Source organism: Desulfamplus magnetovallimortis (genome assembly GCF_900170035.1).
GTDB classification, from domain to species: domain Bacteria; phylum Desulfobacterota; class Desulfobacteria; order Desulfobacterales; family Desulfobacteraceae; genus Desulfamplus; species Desulfamplus magnetovallimortis.
Window position 1 is genome coordinate 791,717 of the sequence record NZ_LT828540.1, and the last position, 26,780, is coordinate 818,496.

22 protein-coding genes and 1 pseudogene are annotated in these 26,780 nt (G+C 40.0%); 3 read left to right on the plus strand and 20 right to left on the minus strand.

Annotated elements, in window-relative coordinates; genetic code table 11:
* Positions 1-85 precede the first annotated feature (85 nt).
* The 5 genes from rarD to MTBBW1_RS03105 all read right to left on the minus strand — a co-directional run bounded on the left by rarD (position 86) and on the right by MTBBW1_RS03105 (position 3,558).
* Positions 86-1,033, minus strand: coding sequence for an EamA family transporter RarD (gene rarD, locus MTBBW1_RS03085; protein ID WP_080798993.1), 948 nt, complete (start codon positions 1,031-1,033; stop codon positions 86-88).
* Between the two features lie 128 nt (positions 1,034-1,161).
* The gene (locus MTBBW1_RS03090; protein ID WP_080798995.1) at positions 1,162-1,515 is read right to left on the minus strand and encodes a type II toxin-antitoxin system PemK/MazF family toxin; all 354 of its coding nucleotides are present in this window, start codon (positions 1,513-1,515) and stop codon (positions 1,162-1,164) included.
* Positions 1,509-1,769 carry a CopG family transcriptional regulator gene (locus tag MTBBW1_RS03095; RefSeq protein ID WP_080798998.1) on the minus strand — a complete coding sequence of 87 codons (261 nt, stop codon included), beginning with the start codon at positions 1,767-1,769 and terminating at the stop codon, positions 1,509-1,511. Before MTBBW1_RS03095 ends, MTBBW1_RS03090 begins: the two co-directional genes overlap by 7 nt.
* Before the next feature lie 78 nt (positions 1,770-1,847).
* Positions 1,848-2,606 (minus strand): lysophospholipid acyltransferase family protein, encoded by a 759-nt coding sequence (locus tag MTBBW1_RS03100; RefSeq protein WP_245809223.1) that lies wholly within the window; start codon positions 2,604-2,606, stop codon positions 1,848-1,850.
* Positions 2,607-2,658: 52 nt separating this feature from the next.
* Positions 2,659-3,558 carry a DMT family transporter gene (locus MTBBW1_RS03105; protein ID WP_186441059.1) on the minus strand — a complete coding sequence of 300 codons (900 nt, stop codon included), beginning with the start codon at positions 3,556-3,558 and terminating at the stop codon, positions 2,659-2,661.
* A 282-nt stretch (positions 3,559-3,840) separates the two neighbouring features.
* Here MTBBW1_RS03105 and MTBBW1_RS03110 point away from each other — a divergent pair, with 282 nt between their 5' ends.
* Positions 3,841-4,923 carry a TRAP transporter substrate-binding protein gene (locus MTBBW1_RS03110; RefSeq protein ID WP_222423970.1) on the plus strand — a complete coding sequence of 361 codons (1,083 nt, stop codon included), beginning with the start codon at positions 3,841-3,843 and terminating at the stop codon, positions 4,921-4,923.
* An 83-nt stretch (positions 4,924-5,006) separates the two neighbouring features.
* Here MTBBW1_RS03110 and MTBBW1_RS03115 read toward each other — a convergent pair whose 3' ends face one another.
* The 15 genes and pseudogenes from MTBBW1_RS03115 to MTBBW1_RS03190 form a co-directional block, all read right to left on the minus strand.
* On the minus strand, positions 5,007-6,881 hold the full coding sequence (locus MTBBW1_RS03115) for an ABC transporter ATP-binding protein (protein WP_080799006.1): 1,875 nt from the start codon (positions 6,879-6,881) through the stop codon (positions 5,007-5,009).
* Complete coding sequence (locus MTBBW1_RS29375; protein ID WP_245809224.1) at positions 6,881-8,995, minus strand: ABC transporter ATP-binding protein; 2,115 nt, start codon at positions 8,993-8,995, stop codon at positions 6,881-6,883. Before MTBBW1_RS29375 ends, MTBBW1_RS03115 begins: the two co-directional genes overlap by 1 nt.
* Positions 8,967-9,428 (minus strand): SsrA-binding protein SmpB, encoded by a 462-nt coding sequence (smpB, locus tag MTBBW1_RS03125; RefSeq protein WP_080799008.1) that lies wholly within the window; start codon positions 9,426-9,428, stop codon positions 8,967-8,969. Before smpB ends, MTBBW1_RS29375 begins: the two co-directional genes overlap by 29 nt.
* Before the next feature lie 338 nt (positions 9,429-9,766).
* Positions 9,767-11,521, minus strand: coding sequence for a phosphoenolpyruvate--protein phosphotransferase (gene ptsP, locus MTBBW1_RS03130; protein WP_080799012.1), 1,755 nt, complete (start codon positions 11,519-11,521; stop codon positions 9,767-9,769).
* On the minus strand, positions 11,514-11,804 hold the full coding sequence (locus MTBBW1_RS03135; protein WP_245809225.1) for an HPr family phosphocarrier protein: 291 nt from the start codon (positions 11,802-11,804) through the stop codon (positions 11,514-11,516). The genes ptsP and MTBBW1_RS03135 overlap by 8 nt, the downstream gene beginning before the upstream one ends.
* Before the next feature lie 86 nt (positions 11,805-11,890).
* Complete coding sequence (locus tag MTBBW1_RS29380) at positions 11,891-12,799, minus strand: glycosyltransferase family 2 protein (RefSeq protein ID WP_245809226.1); 909 nt, start codon at positions 12,797-12,799, stop codon at positions 11,891-11,893.
* A gap of 104 nt (positions 12,800-12,903) precedes the next feature.
* Complete coding sequence (locus tag MTBBW1_RS03145; protein WP_080799018.1) at positions 12,904-14,172, minus strand: O-antigen ligase family protein; 1,269 nt, start codon at positions 14,170-14,172, stop codon at positions 12,904-12,906.
* Positions 14,173-14,347: 175 nt separating this feature from the next.
* Positions 14,348-15,370, minus strand: a complete 1,023-nt coding sequence (locus MTBBW1_RS03155; protein WP_080799025.1) for a glycosyltransferase family 9 protein — start codon at positions 15,368-15,370, stop codon at positions 14,348-14,350.
* Positions 15,371-15,507: 137 nt separating this feature from the next.
* On the minus strand, positions 15,508-16,566 hold the full coding sequence (waaF, locus tag MTBBW1_RS03160; RefSeq protein WP_245809227.1) for a lipopolysaccharide heptosyltransferase II: 1,059 nt from the start codon (positions 16,564-16,566) through the stop codon (positions 15,508-15,510).
* Positions 16,567-16,753: 187 nt separating this feature from the next.
* Entirely contained in the window at positions 16,754-17,665 is a 912-nt protein-coding gene (locus MTBBW1_RS03165) for a lysophospholipid acyltransferase family protein (protein ID WP_080799028.1), read from the minus strand.
* A 205-nt stretch (positions 17,666-17,870) separates the two neighbouring features.
* The gene (locus MTBBW1_RS03170; protein ID WP_094078548.1) at positions 17,871-19,334 is read right to left on the minus strand and encodes a tetraacyldisaccharide 4'-kinase; all 1,464 of its coding nucleotides are present in this window, start codon (positions 19,332-19,334) and stop codon (positions 17,871-17,873) included.
* A gap of 10 nt (positions 19,335-19,344) precedes the next feature.
* A pseudogene (locus MTBBW1_RS03175) lies at positions 19,345-20,324 on the minus strand (3-deoxy-D-manno-octulosonic acid transferase).
* Positions 20,321-20,872 (minus strand): glycosyltransferase N-terminal domain-containing protein, encoded by a 552-nt coding sequence (locus MTBBW1_RS03180; protein ID WP_080799035.1) that lies wholly within the window; start codon positions 20,870-20,872, stop codon positions 20,321-20,323. Before MTBBW1_RS03180 ends, MTBBW1_RS03175 begins: the two are co-directional and overlap by 4 nt.
* Positions 20,873-20,891: 19 nt before the next feature.
* A complete protein-coding gene (gene lptG, locus MTBBW1_RS03185; protein WP_080799704.1) occupies positions 20,892-21,974 on the minus strand; it encodes an LPS export ABC transporter permease LptG in 1,083 nt (360 codons plus the stop codon).
* Between the two features lie 186 nt (positions 21,975-22,160).
* Positions 22,161-23,021, minus strand: coding sequence for a hypothetical protein (locus tag MTBBW1_RS03190; RefSeq protein ID WP_080799038.1), 861 nt, complete (start codon positions 23,019-23,021; stop codon positions 22,161-22,163).
* Positions 23,022-24,183: 1,162 nt separating this feature from the next.
* Here MTBBW1_RS03190 and MTBBW1_RS03195 point away from each other — a divergent pair.
* Positions 24,184-25,122 carry a DMT family transporter gene (locus MTBBW1_RS03195; RefSeq protein WP_080799041.1) on the plus strand — a complete coding sequence of 313 codons (939 nt, stop codon included), beginning with the start codon at positions 24,184-24,186 and terminating at the stop codon, positions 25,120-25,122.
* Between the two features lie 170 nt (positions 25,123-25,292).
* Positions 25,293-26,717 (plus strand): aminotransferase-like domain-containing protein, encoded by a 1,425-nt coding sequence (locus tag MTBBW1_RS03200; RefSeq protein WP_080799045.1) that lies wholly within the window; start codon positions 25,293-25,295, stop codon positions 26,715-26,717.
* Positions 26,718-26,780 lie beyond the last annotated feature (63 nt).

A 26,780-nucleotide genomic window follows, 5' to 3' on the forward strand; every position in this document is an offset into this window, starting at 1 on the left:
TATTTACGGAATTCTCGTTTTATTTCCTTCAAAAACAAAATGTTAGGTAAAAGCCCAATGGCAACGTTTTAGATAAAAAATTCACTCATACATTTCCTCTCTTCAAAACAGCCATCCCGCGTTTTCGTTTACGGAATGTTTGAACAGAGTCAACTGTGTAAAGAAAAAGGGCAATCCAGATCATTATAAAAGTCAAAAGCTTTTTGTGGGAAAACGGCTCGTTGTAAATTAGCACCGCAAGAACAAAAGTGATGCTCGGGGCAAGATACTGCATGAAGCCAACCGTAGCCATGGTGCTTTTACGGGTTCCAATGGTAAAGAGCAGAAGAGGCAGTGCTGTAACAAGGTTGGTTCCCATAAGCAGAAGATCTGTCCTAAGATTGAAATGAAAAAGTGCAGATGTGCCGTCCATCTGCCCCACAATCACAAAAACAAGTGCCGGAACAGAAAGAATCATGGTCTCCATGCAAAGACCTGTCAAGGAAGATATGGAAGTCATTTTATGAAACAGCCCGTAAACTCCAAATGACAGGGCAATACTCAATGCTATCCATGGAAATTCCCCAAGCCCTACAGCATAGTACAAGACTGCGGAACCTGCAACAAAAAGGGCTGCTGTCTGCATTATCCGAAGACGCTCACCAAGAAAAATCATACCCAGAAAAACCATGATCAAAGGGTTAATGTAATAACCAAGACTTGTCTGAAGCACCTGGTCATGGTTAACTGCCCATATAAAAAGATACCAGTTCAAGGCAAGTACAATGGTGCTGCCCAGAAGAGACACCATTGTATTAAAACTTTTCAGAATAGTTTTTATCTCATGGAACTTCCCCTGCCATACCACAATTGCAAAAAGAACCACAAATGACCATATCACTCTCTGGAACAGAAGCTCTGTTGATGATACATGGGAAAGAGCCTTCCAGTAAATGGGGCTGATTCCCCAGATAAAAAAGGCAGGGACAAGAAAGAGAATGCCTGCTGTTTCCGATGATTCTTGACATTCAATTTGAGTTTTAGCTCTATTCATACAAAAACATCCTTTATCGTAAACTTATGGATTCCATTAGACAACCTTCTCATTTTGGATTCCTTTTCAAAATACCTGTACTATGTTCTACCTTAAGCACGAAATACACTAACAATAGTATCAAAAACTTATAATTCTCTTGGTTCCATTAAAAGTTGAATTCCTGAAAGTATTTCTTTTATCCTGGCTTTTGAAAGTTTGCCTATTTTTTCGGTCAAATCACTTTTATTAACGGTATAAACTTGAGTTATATTTACCACACTCTTTTTGGAAAGATTTGCCTCTCCCTTTTTTAGACTCACATTTCCAGGAGACAAGGCTCGTTTTAAATTAGAAGTCAGAGAGCAGACCACAACAGTATTTATCCGACTTGAGTTAAAAAGGTTATTTTGAATGACAACATGAGGATTTCTATATCCCGGCTCTGAACTGGCGGGTTCCCCAAGCTCCACCCAATAAATATCACCTTGCTCAATTACCATACATCACTCCCAATGGTTTTAGCCTGTTTTTTTTTCATAGAAGCGCGAACTTGAAGTTCATTAGAGTCTGGATAATCATCAAAAGCCTTGTTGATTTGGGACAAGAAATCATGGTTTTCATTTTTTTTGATAAAATCTTGAACAGCAATTGCAAATAACTTACTTCGTGATATTTGGAGTTTGCCAGCCAAACTATTGACTTGTTCAAACAACTCTTCCTGCATTGATATTGCAGTTTTTACCGTACTTGCCATAAATAATGCCTCCCCAAAAAGTTTATTCAGATAACAGATATTTAGACTTTTCCATTTTCAATTTAATTATGTGGAATACTATAGGTTTTCCGAAGCGTTAAAAAGATGAGTATCAATCAAAGCCCTCACATTTAACGCCATCTCTTCCGGTTCCATGGATTGTATGGTTTCAACAGGAATTTCGTCCAGGATTATTATGCTGATCCTGTGATTTTTCTGAAGTACAAGACTGTGCTTGGGCAGTGCCTGCATTGTGCCGTTAATAACAACAGGCAAAATAGGGAGGTTATTTTGTTTTGCAAGAATAAAAGCTCCAGGCTTGAATGGACGCAACACCCCATCCTTAGAACGGGTTCCTTCCGGAAACATGTATATGGAACAACCTTTCTGAATCTGACGTTCACAATCTGACATCATTTTCCTGATACTCTCCTTATCTCCCCTTTTAAGAGAAATGTAGCGGTTAAGATACATGTTCCAGCCAATAAAAGGAAGTTTAAAAACTTCCAGCTTGGAAACCCACTTAAAAGGAAAAAAAAGCCCGAATGCCACAAGGATATCAAGTTGAGACTGATGATTAGAAACAATAATGTACTGTTTATTCCAGTTAAGTTTTTCTTTTCCCTTAATGGTTACTGACCATGCAGGCATGCACCAGACATAGAAATATGCCCAGAAGGATGTATAGAGATGAAGTATTACAAGGCGCCTGTCAAACAAAAGTGTCACAAGCCATATAAAAAGTGCTCCCCAGAAAAAAAACGCCGATGTCAATCCTATAAAAATAAGATAAATACAGGAAAAAAATAATTGATCATTGCAAAAAATAGTCCCCAAAAAAATCGTCATGTTATGAAGTATATATACAAAGATTCATTAGTGATTAATTTTATTGGTTCCGTGTCAAAAAAAATCCGGAAAAGATTATCCCGCCTCCCAAAATATGATACCAGTAAATCTCTTCTCCCAGAAAAACAAATGCTATAAATGAAGCAAAAACAGGAATAAGGTAAAAAAACATTGAAGCTGTGTTTGGGCCTGCAAGTTTAACGCCCTCATTCCAGCAGAGATAGGATAGTATGGATGGAAAAATACCAAGAAAAAGCAGAATCAATACATTTTTGACTGTTATGTCAAAAGCGCCATAAATATTGTATTCCCACAGGTAAAAAGGAAAAATAAAAGGCAGACCCAGAACAATTATTGCCGTGAGAAATGCAATCGGCGAAACATCAATCCTGAAAAGTCGCAGAAGCACAGAATAGACTGCCCAACTGAGAATTGCACCGCAGGTGATAAGGTCTCCTGTGTTGATCTTAAGAGAGATCAAGGTAAAAATATCTCCCTTGAAGATAATCAGCATCATACCTGCAAGGGATATCAGCATGCCGGATGTTCTGGCAAGGCTCTCCCTGCTGCCAAGGAAAATCCTTGAAAGGAGAAACGTAAGCGCAGGGGTGGCAGAAATAATGAGTGACATGTTGGTTGCTGTGGTATATCCTGCAGAACAATAAATGAGTGTATTATATAATGTCACGCTAAGTATAGACAACACTAACATCTTCAGCCAGTTTTTTTTCAGGATCTCCCACTCCTTGCTCAGGCTTTTAAGCCCTATGGGGATAATCACACAAAGGGCTGTAAACCATCTAAAAAACGATAAAGAGAGCGGGTGAATATCGTTTATCATACCCCTTGCAAGAACGGTATTAAGAGACCAGCTCAACACTGACGTGGTCAAAAGAATAAATGCCACTGTTTTTTTATTTTCAGGAAAAGATATTTTCAACTCAGCCTTCATAATAAATATATAAGATGTTTCATATAAAATATTGACAAAGTAAACAGTTCTTTCCTATAACAGCATGAATATCTATGTCAACACCCATAATTTACACTTTCCCAAATGAAACGCACATTTTTCTGTATGTGTCATCAAAAAAATGAAAACTAATTTTATGACCATATGCAAGATGGCCAAAATTTTCTGTCATTTCAATTAAGTTCATACCCTTCCATCAAGGTGCAGTATTTTATGCACATCAACCATCAACAAAGGAGGATATAATCTGTGAAACGTCGTGAGTTTATTAAAAAAGCAGGTGCTGGTGCCATAGCAGCCGGCGCAGCCATGGGCGCAGCAGTTCCGGCAATTGCGGCAAAACCTGTAATCTGGAAAATGGTCACAACTTGGCCACCCCATTTTCCCATGCTCGGAGAAGGAGCAGACTATATTGCTCAACTTGTCAATGAGATGAGCGGAGGAAAATTTAAAATCAACGTATATGGCGCAGGTGAACTTGTGCCTGGCCTTGGAGTATTTGATGCCGTCAGTCAGGGAACTGTTGAAATGGGTCACGGAGCCGCATATTACTGGGCAGGCAAAGCTCCTGCTGCACAGTTTTTTGCTGCTGTTCCCTTTGGCTTCAATGCACAGTCCCAGAATGCCTGGGTAGCATCTGGTGGTGGAATGGCTCTCTGGGAAGAGATCTACAAACCTTTTAACCTTAAACCTTATCTTGGAGGAAATACAGGAGTCCAGATGGGTGGGTGGTTCAACAAGGAGATCAACAGCATTGAAGACCTCAAGGGGCTGAAGATGCGAATTCCCGGACTTGGTGGCAAGGTGCTTGCAAAAGCCGGCGGTAATGCAATTTTAGTGGCAGGCGGTGAGATATATACAAACCTTGACAGGGGTGTTATTGATGCCACGGAGTGGGTAGGTCCCTACCATGACCTTAAAATGGGTTTTTACAAGGTAGCCAAATATTATTATTACCCTGGCTGGCATGAACCCGGAACAACCCTTGAAGCAATGGTAAATCTCAATGCTTATGAAGCACTTTCTCCGGAGTTCAAGGCTATTCTTGATACTGCAATTGAAAGAACCAACTCTTGGATGCTTGCTGAATTTGAAGCAAAAAATAATGATGCTCTCAACGAACTGATCACCAAACACAATGTCCAGCTTAAAAAATTTCCGGATGATGTTTTAAAACAACTCAAAACCTATGCAGATGAAGTGCTTGAAGAGGTTGCAGCAGGCGATCCCATGAGCCGCAAGGTACTTGACTCATTCAAAGCTTTCCGTGCTAAAATATATGAGTGGAACAAGATTACTGAAGAGCCTTACCATCAGTTTAAATATATTTAAAAGCCGGGTTTAAGTAAACCGCATATCCCCCTTTCGCCATGACCGAGAGGGGGCTTTTGGGTAAGTTAATTAAACCCTATTACTTATCTTTTTTCCGTATTATGCAACCTGTAATAAAATCCCTTTTCAGACATAAGGGTTTCATGATTTCCCCTCTCAATCACCCTCCCATCTTTAAGTACAATAATTTTATCCGCTGTCATGGCTGACCGCAATCGGTGTGCAATGGTAATTGAAGTGCGATTTTCCTTAAGCTTTGCCGTTGCAATACGGATTTTTTCCTCGGATTCTGTATCAACGTAAGAGGTTGCTTCATCAAATATTATCAAATCCGGCTCATGTGCAAATGCCCTTGCAATGGAGATAAGCTGGCGCTCTCCGCTTGAAAGGGAACTTCCGGCCTGGGAGATCAAAGTGTCGGCACCACGTGGCAAATGCGAAACAACAGAAGCTGCATAGGAGAGATCAAGAATATTTCTGAACTCTTCATCTGTTAAATCCACATCAGGGGGCACAATATTCTGCCTTACCGTACCGGAAAAAAGATATGGATCCTGGGTGACAAGGGCAACACGAGCTCTGATGGATTTTGTTGAGTAGGCATCTGCATTTTTTCCGTTTACAAGAATCTCCCCTCCCCCGGGCAGATAGAATCTTACAACAAGATTGATAAGCGATGTTTTTCCAGAGCCTGTGGGACCGAGTATGGCAAGGGACTCTCCTTTTCTGACTGTAAACGAGACATCCTCAATAACCTTGTTTTCCTCACCTGACTCATATTGAAAAGAGACATTTTTGAATGAAAGCTCCTCAATGGTGTCAAGAGTCTCCTGCCCGCCATGCTTATCAGTTTCTGTATCAAGAACCTGGACAATTCTTTCCCCTGAAGCAAGTGCATTCTGTAGAATATTATGTTTTTCCGATAGATCCCGCACAGGCCGGAAGAACATCTTTGTATAGGATATAAATGCCACAAGTGTTCCAAGGGAAAGGGATTCGGCAACCACCCTGCCCCCACCGTAAAAGATAATCATGGCAAGGGTTATGGAGCTTAAAAGATCCACAATTGGCATAAAAAGGGCCATAATCCTTATTTGACGCATTCCGGCAATAAAATTTTCATGATTGAGCTCCCTGAAATCATCCATCATCCTTTTCTGATGTGTAAAGAGCTGGATTACCTTCATGCCGCCTATGGATTCTGAAAACATGGAGTTTATCTCTGCAATGTTGACCCTCAATTGCCGGTAAACTCCACGGGAGAGACGGGAAAAAAGCAAAGTGGAGATAACAATAAAAGGAAGAATGAAACCAAGTGTCAAAGAGAGCTTGAAATCCATAAAAAGAAGAATAACAAAAATTCCAATGAGCATGAAGGCATCCTTCATGACAAAGGTGATAATAGATGTGAACATCTCCTGCATATTCTGGACATCATTGGTGACTCTTGTAGAAACTCTGCCCACAGGATTTTTTGAAAAATATGAAAGAGGCAGTTTCTGGATATGGGAATATATCTGCATTCTCAGATCATGCATCATTCTCTGTCCTGCATACTCCATTACAATGATCTGAAAAAAGTTAAGAGCAAATCTTGCAACTGCAAGAAGAAAAAGCACACCTCCTGCAATGGCAGCCTTGAAGAGATATTCGTTGCGAACATTTATCTGCGATGGATTAGATAATTCTATTACGGGATTAGACAACTCTATTACGGGATTAGACAACTCTATTACGGGATTAGACAACTCCATTCCAGGAACTATATAGCTGTCAATAGCTGTTTTGGTAACGTAAGGGACGGTCACCTCTGTAAGGGAGAGTATAACCATAAGAAAAATTGAAAGTGTAACCATCCGGATATTTTTCCTGATCAAGGGAAAAAATCTTCCCAGAAGGCTCAAATCTCTCTGGTTGCCAGGCTCTGATTCCCGGGTTCCTCCAAGTCCGCCTCTCATTATTCACTCTCCTGCATGTGCCAGGCTCCAGCATAGTAACCACCCTCTTCAATAAGGGAGTGATGGGTTCCCTGTTCCGTTATTTTACCTTCATTAAGCACCATAATATGATTTGCATTTTTGAAAATTGAGAACCTGTGGGAGATAATGATCATGGTTTTCTGACCGGCAAATGATTCTATAATATTTATTATGCGTGATGCTGTCTGCATGTCCACCTGGCTTACAGGATCATCCATAATCATAATGGGAGCAGATTTTAAAAAAGCCCTTGCAAGGGCAATACGCTGCCTCTGTCCACCCGAGAGCATTACCCCCTTTTCCCCGATAATGGTCTCAATTCCCATGGGAAAATCAGCAATGGTCTCTGTCAACTGTGCCATCTCAATGGCCTCTGCTATGTCAGAATCATCTGCCTCAGGATTGCCGAATAGCAGATTGGCATGTATGGTACCGGAAAAAAGAAATGGCTCCTGTGGCATGAAAGAGATATTTTTTCTGAGTGTTTCAAGTGGAATATGTCCGATATTGACACCGTCAATTGTAATAGTGCCCTTTTGAGGGTCGTAAATTCTTGGGATAAGGGAGGCAAGTGTACTTTTACCACTTCCCGGAGGTCCTGCAATACCGAGCATCTCTCCTCTGTTCAGCCTGAAACTTATGCCGGAAAGAACATTGGGAGATAAAAGTTCTTTAGATGATAAAAGTTTTTTTTGCGAAATATTGGATGAATCTATACCCGAACCTTTTTTTAACGATGAATCTTTAAATGATTCAGAAGAGTCATAGGAAAAGAAGAGATCACGAAATTCAACATCTCCATGTATTGAAAAATCACTTTCCAAGAGCTTTGAAGCGGCTGTTTCAGGATCTTTAATTAATAGCTTTGATGAGGCTACTTCAGCATCTGTAATTAATAGCTTTGATGAGGCTGCTTCAGCATCTTTAATTAATAGCTTTGATGAGGCTGCTTCAGTATCTTTAATTAATAGCTTTGATGAGGCTACTTCAGCATCTGTAATTATCAGATCCGATGCTTCTTGAACTACAGTGGAATCTTGTGCTTGTGTGTTCAGAAAATCATCAGTTACCGATGTTTCTGAAACAGATTCTGAAGGAACGGCAAGAATGTCGTTGATACGGTCAATGGAGGCTTTGCCCCTCTGAATAAGGTTGGTAACCCAGCCGATTGCCATAACAGGCCATGTCAAAAGTCCAAGATAGCTTATAAATGCAACAAAATCCCCTGGAGATATCTGATTCAGAATCACTTTTCTACCCCCTGCACCAAGGATAATGGCAAGGCTGACATTGGTCAGAAAAATTACCATGGGGAAAATTAGGCCTCTGAGCCTGACAAGTTCCATATTTTTTTTAACATAAATTTCAGACTCATTTTTCATGGCCTCTGCTTCAATATTTTCACGGTTAAAAGCCATGATGACCTTTATCCCTGCAAATCTTTCCCTTGTTGACTCCATGAGATCCGAAAAAGATGCCTGAACATCCCTGTATGCATTGAAAAGCTTTTTGCTGAGTATCTTTGTTGAAAGTGCAATAAAGGGCATGGGAAGCAGAGCCATTACAGTAAGCTCAAGATTTATGTAGGACATGAAAAAAACGGCTGCAATACCAAGTACAACAGCATCTGTCAGCCCGACAATTCCCATGCTGAGTGCCATCCTGATATTGGTCATATCATTGGTGGCATGGGCCATGAGATCACCGGCGGTATGTTTGTTGAAAAAAGTGGCAGGAAGTGTCTGAATATGATTGAAAAGTGAACCGCGAATCCCCTCTTCAACCCTTCTGGCAGAACCCATGATCAAAACACGCCAGAAGAATCTGAAAATTCCGATCATAATAGATGATAAAAAAATCAGAAAAGCATATTTTAAAAGCTGTGAACCAGCAACAGCACCGACAATATCTTCTGCTGCGGTTATGCTGTCAATTGCCCACTTAATTATCCTGGGAATAAAAAGTTGCAGGAGATCCACAACAAGAAGGGATAAAAAACCTGCAATAATGTGGAATCTGCGTTCAATCAGGTAGGGTGTTAAAAGCTCCATCGACTTTAGAAATTCAGGAGTATTTTTTTCTCTCTCTGTCAAGTTCTCGGTTAACTTCCCGGGTCTTGATGCTCTCCCTTTTGTCATATATCTTCTTACCCTTTGCAAGACCAATCTGAACCTTTATCTTGCCGTTCTTAAAATAGACCTTTAAAGGTACAATCGTAAAACCTCTCTCTGCCACTTTTCCGGTGAGTTTTTTAATCTCACGACTGTGAAGCAGAAGCTTCCTTGATCTCAGTGGCTCGTGGTTATCATAGTAAGCATATTTATAGGGTGTTATATGCATCTGCTTCAGAAAGACTTCTCCATTTTTGATATCTGCATATGCATCCTTTAGGTTCACTCTTCCTTCTCTTATGGATTTTACCTCTGTGCCCACAAGCACAATACCAGCTTCAACCTCATCGGAGATATGGTAATCATGACGTGCTTTTTTATTGTTTGCTATTATTTTAATATGGTCTGATTGCATTTTTTTTACACCTTCTTGATCACACTGTCATGCCCTGACGGGCACAATGAAGGATGCACATTGCATCACAATCGAATAGATAAAAATATCGATAAAAACAGATAGTTATGGAAACTTTATAATAAAACACCATGATTACAAGTGCATCACAACTATGCATGAAAGTTTTTATATATCAGTAGGTTATGGAGACTTTCTAACAAAAAAAAAGAATTGAGTGTAGCCTTTTTGAACTATTCTCCCCCTCTCCATTCATGGAGAGGGGGCTGGGGGGGTGAGGTTTCATGGCAAAAAATTTACTCCGGGTATTCAAAAAAAGGGTACACTCAAAAAAAATGTCAGTCAGAAAGAATATTTCCATAGGTTTCTTTAACAAAAGCCTCAATATCAGAGGCTTTTCCCATTTTAATCACTTTTTCTACAAATGCACGGGTATCAACAGCATTAAGGCGTCTGACCATCTGATTTATCAATGGTATGGACATGCTGTTCATGGAAAGTTCTCTCAGGCCAAGGCCCATTAGGATGGGAAGATTTAAGGGATCCCCTGCCATCTCTCCACACATGGTTATCTCAATGTTTTTTTTGTTTGCAGCATCAACAACCATCTTTACCATTCTTATCAAAGCAGGATTCATGGTGTGGTAAAGATGGGCAACCTGCCTGTTCCTGCGATCAATTGCCATGGAGTACTGGATAAGATCATTTGTGCCGATACTGAAAAAATCAACATGCTCTGCAAGATCTTCTGCAATAATAACGGCTGAAGGTATCTCTATCATGATGCCAAGGGGAATATCCTGATTGAAAACCTTCTGCTCCTTTTTAAGCTCCTCAACTGCTTTCCCAATAATCTCTTTTACCTTTATAATCTCATCAACACAGGATATCATTGGTATAAGAAGACGGGTATTTCCAAATGCCGCAGCCCTTAAAATTGCCTTGATCTGGGTAATGAATATTTCTGGGCGTTTCAGACAAAAGCGTACGGCCCTTAATCCAAGTGCTGGATTTTCCTCTTCCACACCCTTCATGTACGGAAGAACCTTATCTCCATTTATGTCAAGAGTACGAAAAGTGACAGGCTTTGGTGTCAAAAGTTCAACAACCTCTTTATACTTTTCAAATAACTCCTCTTCTGATGGAAATCGTTTAAGATCAATATAAAGGAACTCTGTACGAAAAAGACCTACACCCTTAGCAGCATTATCCCTTACAGAGACCACCTCTTCCACAAGCTCAATATTTGCCATCAGTCGCATTTTAACCCCGTCAAGGGTTACAGCCGGAAGATGGCTGTCTCTTGCAAGGCTTGCCTGCTGATGTTCATAATTTGCTCTTCTGGCTTCATAGCTGAAAAGGGTATCTTCCTCCGGATTGATAATAAGTACACCGGAGTTTCCATCAACTATAAGAATATCGTCATTCTCAACACAATGGGTGACATTACCAAGGCCCATTACAGCAGGAATGGCAAGGGATTTGGCAATGATTCCTGTATGTGAATCCTTACCGCCTCTGTCTGTAACAAAGCCTTTTATCAACTCAAGCTGAATCTGGCTTGTATCAGCAGGCGAGAGGTCATGTGCCACAAGAATTACACGTTTGTTGATATCGGAAATCCTGATATCCTGGGCACCGACAAGATGACGCATTACCTGTTCCGAGACCTGGGCAATATCTGTAACCCTTGATTTCAGATAGGGGTCATTAACCTTCATGAACATGCGCCGGATTTGCCTTGAGACTTTTTTAAGTGCCCACTCTGCATTGATTCTGTCTGTCTTTATTGTTTCAATGGTTTTGCCATAAAGCATCTTGTCTTTAAAGAGTACAAGGTGGGTCTCAAGGATATCCATCTGTTCTCTCAAGTCGTTGTGCAATGAGTCAATTATTGCCGCATGTTCGTCAGTTGCGCGCTTTACAGCATTTTTAAAGCGGTTGATTTCAGCCGGAACCCCCTCTTCGGATATGGGATACCGTTTGATCAGATCAACACCTTCCCGATCAACAAGATATGCCTTGCCAATGCAGATCCCGGGAGCTCCTGAGATCCCTTTAAGAACAATTTGATTTTTTTCAGGTTCAGCCATCGGCATTTTCTCCAAATCCGGATTCAAAAAATTCCACAAGTTCATCAAGAACAGAAACATCTTTTTCCGATTCAATCTCAACTGTCATCCTGCACCCTTTTTCGGCATTAAGGGTTAAAATATCAATCACGCTTGAGGCATCAGCCCTGTGATTTTTATAGACAAGCCAGACCGCATCTTCAGCATTTCTGACTATTCTGGCGATCATTGCAGCCGGCCTTGCATGCAATCCTAGTTCATTTTCAATGAGCACTGTTTTACGGGTATTCAATAGCGTTTTCAATCCTGTTTCCGCATCCTTCATATCGGGTTAAGAAGATAGCTACATTATCTTTTCATGTGTAAAATGTCAATAAATCATAAGGATTATTAACCTTGACCATGGGAGTTGCTGTCAAGATGGCCCAATTTCATGTTTTTTTCATACAACTTTACATATTTATAAAAAGTCTCCTCAAAATTACCAAAGGCAATCACAAAACCTGGCCATCCGTCCATAAAGCCTGCTTTCAGAAAATATGTTCGGATAAATGACCAGATGCCATGCATAAGGGCCGTGAACATTCCACACGATTTCCCTTCTTTTTCAAGCTTAATGGCTCCAAGAGTGGAATACCTGTTTTTTTTGGCAAGCATCTCCTCAATGGTCAGGTAAGGGATCTGATGTATGGGTGACCTTATTCTTCCGGCTCTATTTTCACTTATAATATCGTAACGTTCATGGACAGGATCGGATTTAAATACAAGGGTTCCCTTTCTGAACAACTGGGGTTGTCTGTAATCAGGGTAATATCCACTATGTCTTATCCATTTTCCCATAAAAAAGTTTTTTCTCGGCACATAATAAAGATCGTGCAGTTTTTCTCCTACTGATTTTCTATTTCCTCTATCTTTTTCTTTTCCTCTATCTTCTTCGCTTCTTCTTTTTTTTTCTTCTTCTTCTGATAAACTGTTTGAGTAATCAGAATTGTGAAGAGAAAAACGTTGGATTATGGATAAAATTTCATCCCTTGCTTCAGGAGTACAGCGTTCATCAGAGTCAAGACTGAAAATCCACTCATGGGAACAGGCAAATATGGCCTTATTACGAAGGTCACCAAAACCTTTAAAAGGAATCTGTATAACCTTTGCACCATATTCTTCAGCAATTTCTGCAGTTCTGTCACTGCTGAAAGAGTCAGCTACAATGATCTCGTCTGCCCATGTAACACTCTCAAGTGCCGGTCTTATTTTTGTTTCCTGATTGTAAGCAATTATATAAACAGATATTTTTACCATAGGAGCCTTTTTTTCATTCTGATTTACCGTGGGAATAGAAATCTTATTTCCATAATCGGTGGCGACCGGACTTCGGCTATGAATGGGTAGCGTGGAAAAACCCCTCATTCATAATCGAGGTGATGGTCATTGCATTTTTCTGTCCCATTTTGAACATTCCACTGATCTGAAGATTTAAAACGACCAAGCAGACCATACCCCATTGCAAAAAAAAGAGCAGGGCCGGAGTCCAGTATCTGGGAATTAAAAAAGCCGCTTATAAAGATCACCAGAAAAATTGAGAGGGCAAAGTATCCTGAAAGCTCCTGTTTGAGTCGCCAAGCCTGTTCAAACATAACCCAGCAGATCCACAAATAGACAAAAAGGCCAATAAGACCAAAGCTTGCCCCCATATACAGAATATTACTGTGGGGATGACTTTGGGCTCCACCCTGCTCCTGTGCTGTATAATAGCGATACCCCCCTGTACCAGCGCCGGCAATAGGATTATCCATAAAAATATCCACGGCAGCCCTGACAAGGTAGAATCTTGGCATCTGACTGATCACATCCTTGCCCCAGGATTCGTTCAGGATAACCTGTTTATATAGTTTCAGATTTTTGATGGTGCCATTAATGCGTTTCTGTAAAACAGGCGAAAAGGACATGCATAATACAAAAATAATACATAAAAGAGTAACTTTTTTCCATTCAAGGCGACCAACAATGTTTACCGCCACCATGGGAGAAAGAAGCAGAAAGGTCATATAGCCATTTCTGCCGTCCATGATTGTAATATGAAACAGAAAAAGTATTATCAATATAAGGTTAAAAACTTTGATCCCGATTTGTGATGAAGACCTGAAAAAAAATGAAGCTGCAAGTATGCCTGCAACAAGATACATGGAAAGAGCACTGTATATAACTCCAAAACCAAAATACCCCTTTATACCACTTGGTGAAGGAGGCTGACATAATCCTGCATACTGTATCATGGCAAAAAGTGCATTGATTGCAAGCCCTGCAAGAAATGCCTTTACAATCCATATAACAGCTCTTTTATCCACAGGGAGCAGCGCAATAACAATGGCATAAAACCAGTAATGTGTTTTTCTGGCATAATCCCAGCTTACATCTGTCAATTCAGGCACATACAGCAACCCCACCCAGGGAAGTAGTATCATTGCAAGAAGTGGCCATGCCCAGGGAGATTTCAGCATTTTTCCTGCATCAACAAGCTTTCCTGAAAAAAGAGCTGTGGCAGATGCCAAGATAATACACATCAAAGGTGGGGCTGTACCAATGGGAAGAAAGAAAAAAGTCATACCCACCAATGTAAATATAACCCTGTCACTCTTTTCCATACCCTGGTATGTTTTTTTCAGGTCAAGCATAATTCAGATTCCAAAAGTTCTGATCTGTTCACACCCGGCAAACTGCTTGTGATCAAGTACAGGGATGCTTTTGCAATAACACCTTTGCAATACTTAGGATCACACACAAAGCATATGCAAACAAATATAAAAAAAAATTTGCATACCAGAACAGCTCTTGATTTTCTGTTATCAGTCAAGTTTCAGTCATCTCCTTTACCACATCAAAAACTTCCCTGACCGTCAACTCATTCATGCAGCGCCAGTGGGAACATGGCTGCCAGGCATAGCATGGAGAACACGGCAGTTTTTTCTGGATCACCCTGTGTATGGAACCGTAAGGCCCTGTCCTTACAGGATTGGCAGGACCAAAAACTGCAACCACCGGAACCTCAAGGGCTGCCGCAAGATGCATAGGCCCTGTGTCATTGGTAATAAAAAATCTGGCACCCTTAATAATAGGCATCAATCCCTTTAATGTTGTTTTTCCTGCAATTGACAAAGCTTTTCCTTGTGAAAATTTTACAACCCTTTCAGCAATGGCAGCATCGGCACCACTGCTTATTACAACCGAAGGCAATGGCAGCATGGAAGCCAGCTCGCCATATTTTTCAGCCGGCCACTGGTTGGCAGGTTTTCCAGCAGAAGGAGAGATAACCACATAATTTGGAGGCAGGATATTACATATATCAGAATGGTTGTCAAACGGAGCAAAAGGATAGTTTACACTACTTGTGTCACACCCAATAAAACCGGCAAGTTTAAGATAGCGGTCAATGGCATGGTTATCCATTCCACCTTTTATTTTATGTGTATAAAAAAAAGGGCTTCCCTCATCTGACTCTTCAAAACCAATTTTCATATAAGCTTTAGATGCAAGTGTTATAAGTCCACTTCTAAGAATACCTGAAAGATCAAAGGCAATATCGTACTTTTCCTTTCCCAGTCCTTTGACAAGCCCGAATATCTCGTTCAGAGTGGATTTCAGATAACCAATTTTTTTCCACTGATCTTTTTTTATAACCCAAAGTTTGTCTATCATGGGATGCCCCTCCAGAAAGGTGTGCAGGCCATGGGCTACAACCCAGTCAATTCTGGCGTTGGGGAAAGTGCTTTTCACTGCATTCAGAAATGGAAGTGAATGAATAATGTCCCCAAAGGCACTGGGTTTGATAATAAGAATTTTCTTTATCCTGGCCGGAATTACAACAGGACTCATTGGGTTCTCCTTAAAAAATCCATACAGCACATCAATAACGGAATTAATCAGTTAGCTTAAGCGCCCTTAAGTTAAAATTTTCCATATTTTTGACTTAAGTTATTGACAAGACTCTTGACATTGACTTGATGAAACGCTCACTGTTCAGCCATTTTTGCCATGGCAGCATCCATAACCATATCAACTGATATTTTATCCATGCATGCATGGTCAACAGGACAGTGGGGTTTAAGGCAGGGGCTGCATGGAACCTGAACACGCAGCATCCGGCTGTTGTAACTTGCAGGGGAGGTTGCCACAGGATCTGTTGAACCGATTATGGCAATCTGCGGTGTGTGAAGTGCTGCCGCAACATGCATTAATCCAGAATCATTGGTAATAAAAAGAGAACATTTTTCTATTAATGCAAATGCATCTCTTAAACTGGTGTGTCCTGCAAGGTTTATACAGACATTTCCGGAACATGAATTAATAAAATCTCCAAGAGCTTCATCACCCGGGCCGCCAAATAACAAAATTTTGACATTGAAACAGTCAGACAGTTTTCTTGCAAGTTCCGCATATCTTTGGGGAAACCATCGTTTGGCTGTACCACCTGTTGCGCCAGGATTTAATCCTATAACAGGTTGTTCTGCTCTGCCTGTCCCTGCATAATCTGCAATACCATTATCTTCAAGAAATCTTTTTGCCTTTGCCCTTTCATTGTCAGTAACAAAAAGTTCCTGGTACCCGCCATTGTCAGCAATGGATGCACCTTTTAAAATTCCCCTGTAGTAATCAATCAGATGACCTTTCTTCAGCTTTTTGTCCATTTTGATGGAAGGGTTCAAAAGCAGAGTTCTGCCGTCTGTGTTATATCCTATACGTACTGGAATGCCGGCCAGAAAAGTTATCAAAGCTGCTTCAAATGCATTCTGCATAAGTATTGCAATATCAAACCTGTATTTACGCAGATCCCGAGCAAGACAAATTGTTCCCCAGCCTTTTTTATGGCGTCCATCATTTTCATAAACAATGATTTCATCAACATGGGGATTATGCTCAAAGACAGGAATAACCCACGGTTTGGCAAGCAGGCTGATATGGGCAGATGGGTAATGTTTTCTTATGGCTCTTATCACAGGGGTTGTCATAATGGCATCCCCTACCCAGTTTGCAGCACGGATGAGGATTTTTGAAGGGTTGTTATTGTTCACTATTTCAGTTCTTTCAGGAAGCAGTAATTGTCATGTCAGGTAACATCATCCAGCTTTTAAGGAAACATCATCAGGTTTTTAAGGCAACAGCATCAGGCTTTTAGGACAACAGCATCAGGCTTTTAGGACAACAGCATCAGGCTTTTTAGGCAACAGCATCAGGTTTTTAGACAACAGCATCAGGTTTTTAGACAACAGCATCAGGTTTTTGAGATAATAAAGAGTAATTTTTTGTTTTCCACCGGTTATGAACCCAAAACCACTGCTCCGGATATTGCCTTACCATAGATTCAATGGATGATACATAGTTCTGGGTGTTGATTTCGATATCCTTTATTCTGTCACCTGTCAACACCAGGGGAATTTCAGGCATAAACCTTATTATGTGGCGTTTTCCATCACGGACAATACAAGTTGGCACAACTGATGCACGGGTTCTTAAGACAAGTTTTGCAAATCCGCTGTTGGTACATGCAGGTCTGCCAAAAAAATCCACAAACACCCCTTTGTACCAGTCAACATTCTGATCAAGAAGCGTTCCAACAATACCGCCGGATGCAAGAATTTCATCAACCTTACTGCTTGCCCCCCTCAAAGGAATCATGCAGGTTCCATGTTTTTGCCGCATGGCAAGCATTAACTTTTCAAGGGGTGGAAAATCAAGTTTTCTGTAAATTGCATATGGTGAGTATCCTGTTATTGCTATGCCTGAAACAAGAAGTTCCCAGTTACCAAGATGACATGAAAGCGACAGAACTCCTTTGCCCCTGGAGCATGCCGTTTTGATATGTTCAAGTCCTTCAATGGACAAAATCCTTGACACGTCACTTTTTGTATATCTGTATGACCAGCCAATTTCAAAAAGCATAAAGGCTGTATTATTAAAAATCTTTTTAGCCACTGCATGCAGTTCAGGTTCAGATAACTCTTTTCCAAAAGCGTGCCTGAGATTATCAAGGGCAATATTTCTGTGCCTTGTATCAATATCAAACCATAGAAGAGCTAAAATATCAGCTATAAAACGTGCAGAACGCCGTGGTAACAAGCTAATCAGAAGCATTATCAGACAAAGAATTTTATATATGATCAGGTTTTTCATTAAAGGTACTCTTATTTTTATATTTTACCGTGGAAATGGATACAATTTTCTATATTCGGGGGTGGCTGGATGGCAGCCATGCCCGTTTACCGTGAAAATGACTATCATTTTTATATTTGGGGTGATTAATACGTAATCAATCATGCCTGTTTACCGTGGAAATGACTACTATTTTTATACTTAGAAATGATTAATACATAATCAATCATACCTGTTTACTGCAATTGTTGACAGCGTTTAAAATAATATTATTAAAAGTATCTTTTTCTGCCGAATCAACAAATTCAATTCTGACACCCAATACAGCAATATCAAGAGGCCACTTTGTACAATAGTTCAATCGGGCGTAATCCTTTTCCGTTGTAATGAGCAAATCCGCACCACATGTATAACATAGTTCATTGATCTGGCAAATATCCCCGCTTTTATACATGTGATGGTCGTTAAATTCAAGATGTTCCAGGACATATATCCCCAAATCCGTTACTGTCTGCCTGAAAAAACGGTTATCCGCAATACCTGAAAATAAAAGTGCCCTTCTGCCAGTCAGATTCTCAATTGTTGTTGGTGGTTGTGGTAGAGAAAAATTTTTATCATCATGGAAAATTTCTTTATTGATAAAACAGTAAAGTGAAGGTCGATGAGTGGTCATGAAACAGGGTAGGTCATTAATATGGGGTAGGCCATTAATATGGGTTAGCCCCTTAATATTAGGAAGATTGCTTTTAAGAGAAAGTGATGTTTTTTGGCTTGATGCTGGTGTTGAACAGGGTGCTGAAGGCTCGCCATGTAGTGATGTAATATCACGGCATCGTGTAAAAACAACAATATCTGCCCTTGAAGCAGCATCAGGTTTTTCCCTCAATCTTCCTACAGGAAGAAGACGACCGTTGCCCAACGGATGGGTATAGTCCATCAAAAGAATATCCAGGTCTCTTTTCAAGCGGATGTGCTGAAAACCGTCATCAAGAATCATAATACCTTTTGATAGTGCATCAGATGGAGATTGGGGTTCAGATGATGAGTTCAAGCCAGATGGAGGTTGCGAGTCAGATGATGCGTGCAAGCCAAATGGAGATTGCGAGTCCGATGATGCGTACAATCCAAATGGAGGTTGCGAGTCAGATGAAAAAAGCATCTCCATTGCCTTTATTGCACCTTTAAATCGATTTTTTCCGACAACAACCGGAAATGAACGCCTTGATGCCATCATGAAAGGCTCATCACCAACTTCATCAGGAGAAAAAAATACATTTTTACCATCCCCTGCTACAACATTGGAGTCTGTTTTCTCAATGGAACCGCCATAGCCACGGCTCAACACTACTGGTTTAAAGCCCTTTTCTTTAAGCATCTCGGCTACGTAAAGGGTCATTGGAGTCTTTCCGCTTCCGCCTGCAACAATATTTCCTATGGAGATGACAAAAAAAGGGACATTTTTGGCCTTAATAATATTCTTTTTGTAAAGCCAAACACGAACAGATGTAATCAATGCGTAAATTTTAGAAATAAAAACAAGTAGTGATCGGAATGAAAAAAATTCGGGTTTATAATAATGTTCAATTGATATCTCTGTTATTCTTTTCTCTAATATCTCTGAAATAGAGGATTTTTTTTTATCTAATGTCTTTGTAATAGAGGATATTTTTTTCTTAACCAAAAGCTTCATTTTCTTCTTCCTACTTTCTGGAAATATGATGCCCGATTTCAGATACAATTTTATCAACAGCTCCACCAAATGCCCCAAAAAGTTCCCTTCCTCTCTTTCCTGCATTTTCGGAAAAATCAGTATCTTCAAGAAGCCTCTTCACAACTATATAGAGTTCTTCGCCATCTTTCACCTTAAAAGCTGCACCAGCAGCAACAAGTGCTTCAGAAAGTTCAACAAAATCAGTCATATGGTGCCCAAAAATAACAGGTTTGGAGAAAATTGCAGGCTCAAGGGGATTGTGGCCTCCAAAGGGCAAAAGAGAGCCTCCGACAAAAGCAACATCACAAACATCATAAAGAGGCGCTAAAACTCCCATCCTTTCCAAAATGATAACATCGGGAAAATCAGTTGAATTATCTGAACAGTCAAAATTACCATTTAAATTATTTGAAACAGAAAAATGCTTTACAGTATATGTAAAGAATTGAACGGAACAACCAGGCAATTCATTGGTAAAGAGAGAGATAAATTTCTCTTTTACTTCAGATGCTCTTTCAACATTTCTTGGGGCAATAATAAGGCGAATATCCGGAAAATTCTGCCTGAGTTTTATAAAAACATCTGCAATCACAGACTCTTCACCAGGGTGTGTGCTGCCTGCAAGCAGCAAAGGGGGTGAAATATCTCTTCTGCACCTGAAAAGATTGTAATATTCAGGTTCAAGAGATGGAACAGTTTGATCAAATTTAATATTGCCTGTTACTGTAACTTTATCTGAAGGAACACCAAGTTCAATAAATCTTCTTCTGTCTTCCTCTGTCTGGGTCATTATCTTTGTAAAAACAGAAAAAAGCGGAGCAAAAAGCCACTTGAAAGCCCTATAGCCTTTTAATGAAGATAAAGATAGGCGGGCATTAACAAGAAAAACAGGAATCTTTTTTTTTCAAGGTGCCACAGAAATTCAGGCCAGAGATCACTTTCTGCAATGATTACAAGCTCCGGCTCTATCCTTTTGCAGACAGAAGCAACTGAAAAAAAAAATCATAAGGAAAATATCCAATTTCATGTATATGTTCTGATGAACAAGGAATTTCTTCTAATAAAGAATCTTTATTGGATGGTGTAAATTCTTTGTTACTACATGATAAAGAACTCTTGTTATTGGATGCTACAGGTTCTCTTTTAATGCATGATATAGATGAATGGTGGATTGATGGGGATCTATTCTCCCGCTTTGTGAAATATTGCCTTGCAACTTCAAAACCGCCTTGTGTTGATACAGTGACTATGATTTCAAAGCCTTTGGAAATGTAATTTTTTTCAAGTAATCTGACCAGTGGAATGATGGATTTTGCCTCACCCACGGACAAGGCATGAACCCATATGCGACGCATTCCCTCTTTTTTTTTGGAAATCAGACTGGAAAGTCCAAGGCGATGACGCATTGTGGCTCTTCTCTTTCCGGAAAAAAGCCAAAACATAGGAAAAAACGGTAACAAAATCACAAAAAATATAAGTGTCAGGGTGTTATAGATGGTTCTGATAAAGATTTGCATGATGAATTTCAGTGGGTTATCACTGCTCACTGCTGATGATATAAATCATGGCAAGCAGCATAAAAATTAAATTTGTAATCCAGGCACTTACAGCCGGCGGAAGCATCCTTCCATATCCAAGGGATGTAAAGAAGCCATAAATAAACCAGTAAAAAAAAGATGCAGCAATACCAATTACAATGCCAACCGGCAAATTATCTTTCACAATTCGCCTCATTCCTGCACCAGCACCTATCAGAGCCATTATCAGGCAGATAAAGGGAAATGCAGTTTTACCATAAAGATCAACCTTATAGGTTGTGGCATCATAACCCTCTTTCTGTATTTTGCGAATATAGGAAAGAAGTTCTGTAAAGCTCATCTCATCTGACTTTTTTACAACTCCCTGCAAGTCGTCTGGCTTGAACTCAATGGGAATCTCTTTTTTGTCATATTTCACAATTGAAGATGAGGAACTATCTTCAAATCTCTGTTCAAGCACACTGTCAAAAAGCCATGTTTGTTTTACACTGTCAAACTGAGCAGTTCTGGCATCAACTCTTCTAATTATACTGAAGTCCCTGTCAAGCCAGGTAATGGTAATACCTGCAAGTGTTTTGTCCTTTGGATTAAAATATCTGAAATAATAAATGGTTCCATCACCTTTAAGCCATATTTTCTCCTTTACAGCATGAATATTTCTGGTCTTTTTTATTACACCATATTTGATATCATTTGCTTTTGACATGGTAACAGGAACAACTGTCTCTCCCATAAAAATCATCATGAAAGAGAGCAGAAGCCCCCATGCAATTGCAGGTCTTAAAAGATAATAGACACTTATCCCCCCGGCTCTCATGGCCATCAACTCATTGTTACGATTCATAAGTCCAAAGACCGTCACAACAGCAAGCACAATTCCGGCAGGTGTAAGCTGAACAAACATAAACGGTGTTTTAAGAAGCACATATCCAAAGGCATCTATGAATGAAATGCCTGCTTTCACAAACCTGTCCATGTTTGTAAGGTAATCAACAGATATAAAAATTGCCATGACAATGATCTGTATGATCAGGAAAAATTTGATAAACTCTTTTGCCCAGTACTGTGTTAAAATTGCCATTGAAAAATTCTTATTTTGTTTGTTTTTATTAATTTCATTGACTATTCCTTGTACTAAACGGGCATGGTTGCCTATCAATCACCCCCAAATATAAAAATAATAGTCATTGTCATGGTAAACCCTCATGGCCAAATAAGATTTCGGCCACCCCCGATCATAAAAACAGAATGTGTTTTCACGGTAAAGTTAAAGCAATTCTGCCCCCCGCATTATTTCTGCAAATTCCGAGTTTTTTCCGGCAAATTCTCTCAATACTCTCAGTTGACGTCTCAAAAGAGAACCATCATTATTATGCAAATCCAAATCTCTCATAACTTCATGTTCAAATTTATGAAGCTGCTCTGCAACAGGTTTCATCATGGTGCGTCGATCCCAGATTATATACCCGAAAAGTGCCACTATCAATGCGATTAAAGAACTGAAAAGAACAAGCATAGTTGAATTTGCATCATCCTGTCTTCTATTTAAATCATCAAGCCTTTTTGAAAGAGCTTCCTGACCCGATTTCATTTCTGCCCTGAGAGCTTCATAACCCGATTTCATTTCTGCCCTGAGAGATTCCTGGACAGATTTCATTTCTGCTCTGAGAGCTTCCTGACCCGATTTCATTTCTGCCCTGAGAGATTCCTGGACAGATTTCATTTCTGCTCTGAGAGCTTCCTGACCCGATTTCATTTCTGCTCTGAGAGCTTCCTGACCCGATTTCATTTCTGCTCTGAGAGATTCCTGGCCCGATTTCATTTCTGCTCTGAGAGATTCCTGGCCTAACTTCATCTCTTCCCTGAGAGATTTTTGTTCGGATTTCATTTCTGATCTCAGTTCTGATATTCTTGATGAGAGGGCATCATAACCTGATTTCGTATCTTCTCTAAGATCTGAAAGCCTTACGGAAAGGGCTTCTTGACCAGCCTCTAAAACAGCAAGTTTTTCGGCAATTTCACGACCGGATATTCTAATCTCTTCATCAACTGCAAAAGATAAAACCGGCAAAAAAACATAAAAAAATACAACTGCAAAAATCATAAAATTTATTATTTTAAATTTCATCTCAATGTCCTCCAAATCTGAAATTAATATACAATCCTGAACTTGGCTAAACGATCATGGCTGGAGTTTAATCGCCTCATAATATATAAATTTGTATTTATTTCCATGATAAATGGACATGATTACGTATCAATCACCCCAAATATAAAAATGATAGTCATTTTCACGGTAAAATGCAAGCGATCAATAAAACCCCTCTAAACACTATGATTGCGTATTAGTGAGTTATGTGTAAAAAAGTCTTGAAATCGAACTTTTTACAGCTTCATTAAGGGTAAACCAAAACAAGAGATATGTCAAAACAAGGGATATGTCAAAATTTACAACTTAAATAAAGAACTGAGAAGGTAAGTCTCTTGGGTGTTACAGAATCTGATTTAAAGAGATTGAGTTAACGCTAATATATGGTATTGTACTCAAAGTCGACACCTATGATCTTGTAAGCCTTGTCAACACTGTCTGAATCAGGATTCCCCGGATTAACAGGATAAGGCAGGATTATCTATCCTGAACATCCTATCCATCCTGGTTATCCTGATTCAGACAAATGCAATAACTTCTGAAAAAGCAATAAAATGTCGATTTTGAGTATTGTAATATTGCACCTAATAAAAAATCTCAGGAATTAGAAATAAAAAAAATAATGGGGATTTATGTCAACGATTGCCTGTCTAAGAGCCAGTTTAAAAAATATTTGGCTCTGAGGCTATCTGTTCAACCTGGGAATAAAAGATAAAATTATGGATATTTTTTAAAAAATGTAAAAAGCAGATTTAAGGAAGCAGTGAGTAACCGATGCTTCTTTTTTTAACCAGTTGAAAAATTTTAAAACTCAACTTTCAAATATTTATTTTATGGAGGAGATTTATTCATGCAGGGCAGGGGGACTTACAACGCAATAACATTTCATAACAAATCAATTTGTGTCCAACACAAAACAAATACTTTATTTTTGTGTCCATAAAAAATATAACCTACTGTATCTTGTCGTTTCCCTTAAAAAATATAAAATCCATAAACAACAGACCGGCAACTGTCGGGCACTGATCAAATAACTCAGTGGACATATATTTTTTCCCAATATTCACTAAGGCTTAACCGAAAATAATACTTGTCTATCTGCTTAAACGGATTTTTAAACACATCAAAAAGGAAGGGAAACATGCAAAATCTTTTATTTTACACCATCACAGTTCTTATATGGGGTTCCACATGGCTTGCCATAAAATTTCAACTGGGATCAATCGACCCTATGATCTCCGTGGCATACCGTTTTACTCTGGCTGCCTTTCTGCTTATGGTGTGGTGCTGCTTTAGAAAATTGAAGATGCGCTTTACCCTGAAAGATCATCTTTTCATGATGCTGCAGGGGACTTTTCTCTTTGCATTGAACTACTGGCTATTTTATATTGCAGAACTTTACCTTACAAGCGGACTTGCTGCTGTTATCTTTTCCACAATCCTTGTATTAAACATGATCAATGGTGCCATTTTTCTGAAAAACCCTTTTGACTCAAAGGTTATTGCAGGGGGAACATTGGGGCTTTTGGGTATTGTCCTTGTTTTTAAACCAGAACTGACTGGATTTCAGTGGAGCGGTGATGTGATTAAAGGAATTGTGATAAGCCTTGCTGCAACCCTTCTGGCCTCGTTCGGCAATATACTGTCTGCCAGAAACCAGAAAAACAAATTACCTGTTATACAAACTAATGCATGGGGCATGACCTATGGAGCAATCCTGATGCTGATAATATCATTTGCTGCTGGCAAGCCCTTTGTATTTGATTTTTCTGCTCAATACCTTGCAGCACTTATATATCTTTCTGTATTTGGCTCAATCGTGGCATTTGGTTGTTATCTTACCCTTGTGGGGCGTATCGGGCCGGACAGAGCTGCCTATGCAACTCTTCTTTTTCCCATTGTTGCGCTTATCATATCAACCATATGGGAAGATTATCACTGGACAACAGAAGCCTTGATTGGTGTAGCTTTGATTATTTCCGGCAACCTTCTGATCCTGAAAAAGATATCTCTGAAGGATATCAGAAAAAAATCCTTGGCTATCCTGCATGGCAAGATTCCTGAAAATGCAGCAGTATAGCCTACATAATGGCTCCTCCATTAAGGAATGAGTACGAAAAAAGGTGTCCACAATTAGAATTCTCAACCATACGGCCTAAAATGGCTGGATGTTTTGAAATGGGCAAGTTGTTTAAGACTCATTCCTAAACGGATTACGAACCTTTTGTGAACTTAGAGCTTTTACAAACCATGAACAAAACCCCCCTTTATGAAAATGTGGCGCATAAAATTATAGGTCTTGTGGATGAAGGAACCTTTAACCCGGGAGACAGGGTTCCTTCCATCCGTGCTTTGAGCCATCAGCTTAAAGTGAGTATCAACACCATAAAGATGGCCTATGGATTTCTTGAAGATCACAGAATAATAGAAGCAAGACCCCAATCAGGGTACTATGTCTGCCCAAGACTTACAGCCATTCCAAGGGAACCTGAACCTGAAAACAGCGGCTTCAGGCTCCACCCTTCCGAGATTACATCAAGTGAGCTTGTGATGCAGGTTATGGGGGATGTCATGAATCCAAAGCTGATTCAGTTTGGAGCAGCAATTCCTGATCCGGAGCTTATTCCTGTTACCAGAATAAACCGAATACTTGCGTCAGAGTGCAGACGCTTTCCCGATGAAAGCACAGGCTACTCAATGCCTCCTGGCAATAAAAGACTTCGTACCCAGCTTGCCAGATTCATGATGAGAAGCGGATGCACCCTTTCGCCGGATGAGATAATAATAACCAATGGTGCCACTGAAGCGGTTTTTCTGGCGCTCCGTACCCTGTGCAGCCCAGGGGATACACTGGCTGTCGGCACCCCCTTCTACTTCAACTTTTTACAACTTATCAAAAGCCTTGATCTAAAGGTGCTTGAAATTCCAATGTCTCCGGTTGATGGCATCAATATAAAAGCACTTGAAACAGCCTTGAAACAGCATAGTGTTCAGGCGTGTCTAATCATTTCCAATTTCAACAATCCCCTTGGAAACTGCATGGCAGACAGGGCAAAAAAAAGAGTGTTGCAACTTCTTAAAAGTCACAATGTACCGCTGATTGAAGATGATATTAATGGTGATCTTTCCTTTTCAGCCCGCCGCCCTTCAGTAATAAAGTCATGGGACAGTGACGGAGATGCACTGCTCTGCTCTTCATTTTCAAAAACCCTTGCACCAGGCTACCGAATAGGATGGATTGCCCCTGGTCGCTATTTTGATGCTGTAAAACGCCAGAAACTTGTGACCAACATAGCCACCCCTGCCCCCACTCAGCTTGCAATGGCTGAATTCCTTGTCAGCGGCGGCTATGAACACCATTTGAGAACTATCAGAAAAGCATATGCAAAAAAGGTAATGCAGATGGCAGATGCTGTGGGGCAATATTTTCCGGAAGGTACCAGGGTAACCCGTCCAGAAGGCGGTTTTACCCTCTGGATTGAGCTACCACAGGGAACGGACAGCCTTGAACTTTATGGCATGGCACATAAAAAGGGGATATCCATTGCACCAGGAGCGATCTTTTCAACAACGGATCTTTTCAGACATTGCATTAGGCTTAATGCAGCATTATGGTCAGACAGTACAAAGTGGGCAGTCAAGGAGCTTGGAAAGATGGCCTGTGATATTCAATAAACATCCATGATTGTTGATGCATCACAAAATACCGTTAAAGTCGTTTTATTTCAGTATATTACG